General features: G+C 75.3%; 1 protein-coding gene. It reads right to left on the minus strand.

What is annotated here, in order from left to right; translation table 11 throughout:
• Nucleotides 1-364: 364 nt before the first annotated feature.
• Nucleotides 365-1,714, minus strand: a complete 1,350-nt coding sequence (locus tag ACH4E7_RS45545) for a M48 family metalloprotease (protein ID WP_396255123.1) — start codon at nt 1,712-1,714, stop codon at nt 365-367.
• Between the last annotated feature and the right edge of the window lie 205 nt (nt 1,715-1,919).

The raw sequence follows: 1,919 nt of genomic DNA on the forward strand, positions 1-1,919 counted from the left end.
CGGCCTGGCCAAGACCCATCTCGACCACACCACCAGCGCGACCGCCCTCAACCTCATCCGCCTCCACTCCTGGTGGAACGGCCACCCCCTCGACCACGCCAACCACAGTCACCTCGCCAGACTCCAACTATCCCTAGCTGCATAGCAGTTGGAATTAGCCACCAAGATCGGGCAGGGTCGGTCGGGGTGGTGAGGTTGGAAGCTCACCGGCCCTGAGCTGGGCGGAGGGGCGTCCGGACGGCGGGGCGGCGGTGGCTGTACCTGCCCCTGTACGGAACGCCGTGCCGAACCCCCTGCCGAACCCCGTACGGAACCCCGAGGCGCACCGCCCCGGGCACGCGGCCGGCACCGCCGGCCGGCGGCGTCAGCCGGCCAGCAGCTCGGCAGCGATCCGGGCGCGGTGCGGCGCCAGCTCGGTGGTGATCGAGGCGCTTTCGGCGGCGGTGACGGTGACGGCGGCGTCCCCGTCCCCGGCGCGGGCGGCCAGGGCGATCCGCAGGTGGGTCGGTGGGTGGGAGCCGTCCACGGCGGACCGGTCACGGGCACTGAGCCGCAGCAGGCGCTCCCGCTCGATGGCGGGGACGGAGGCGAGGTGCTCGCGCACCCGCTCCCAGAGCAGGTCCGGCGCGGGCGGTGCGGGCGCGTCCTCGGTCCGGCGGCTCCGGGCGCGGCCGATCCGGGGCCGTCCGCGCTCCTCGGCCCGGATCCGGTGGATCGCGGTGTCCACCGAGCCGGGCAGCAGCAGCGCAGCGAGCATGCCCCGGGCCGCCTCGCCGCCCGCTACCCGGACGGCGAGCACGTCCGAGTGGTACTCGGCCTGCTGGCCGGCCCGGGAAGTGAGCCGGTCGAACAGCACCAGCCCCCGGTACAGCACCCAGGCGACGCCCCGCAGCACCAGCCGGCCGAACACCGCGCCGAGCCGCACCAGCACCGAGACCTCGTCCCGGCCCACGACCGACCCGTCGTGGCCCGGGCGGGCCATGTCATACCAGGCCCAGAGCGCCGAGACGGCGCTGTACAGCCAGAACGAGCGCCGGCGGTCGCCGTTGACCCGGTGGCCGAACTCGTGGCCGAGCAGGGCTGTCCGCTCCCGGTCGTCCAGTACCTCCCAGAGCGGCAGGCCGAGCCGCAGCACCGACCGGCGGCGCAGCCCGACCAGCCCGTACGAGGCGTTGAACTCGTCGGTGACCTGGATGACGTCCACCGGGCGGGCGCCGACCTCGGCGGCCACCCGGTCGGCCAGACCGTACAGGGCCGGCGCCCCGGCACGGTCGAGCACGCCCGCGTCCTTCGGCAGCCGGCCGAGCCGGGGCCGCAGGGTCACCGCGATCACCAGCACCACCGCGCCGACGCAGCGCTGCACGACGGTCCCGGTGATCAGCAGCCAGAGCGCCAGGGCGAAGGTGCCGACGGTGACGAGGTGGATCACCCCGGCCGCGGCGGAGGCCAGCAGCCAGTCCCGGCGGGCGGTGGGGGAGTCGCCCCCGGCGGCCTGCTCCTCGTAGAGCCGGTCGGTGCGGGCGGCCGCGGCCCGCTCGCGCCGGGTGGGCCCGGGGGCGGCGTCCTCGCCGGGCACGAGGTTCCAGTCGCAGGCCGGGCACCAGACGCGGAAGCGTGGGTCGTCGGTCAGGGGGGCGACGCAGCGCGGGCACGGCGAACCGTGGACGGGCCTGTCGGCGGACGCCGCGGCGGGCGACTCGGGGTAGGTGGACACGGTTGATCATGATGGCGGGCCGGGGCGCCGGTGGACAGGGGGGTTATTCGTATCGTGACCATGCCCATCGCCAACTGCCCCACGGGCTCACCGAGACCTGGACACCCGACGACGCTGTCACGTTGATGCGCGCGTGTCGGGCTGAGGGTGTGCCGGGGTGCGTGGGGTGCTGGGTGGGGCGCCTGGCTCAGGGTGCGGTGGGCAG

The sequence above is a fragment of the Kitasatospora sp. NPDC018058 genome (assembly GCF_044327205.1).
Taxonomy (GTDB): domain Bacteria; phylum Actinomycetota; class Actinomycetes; order Streptomycetales; family Streptomycetaceae; genus Kitasatospora.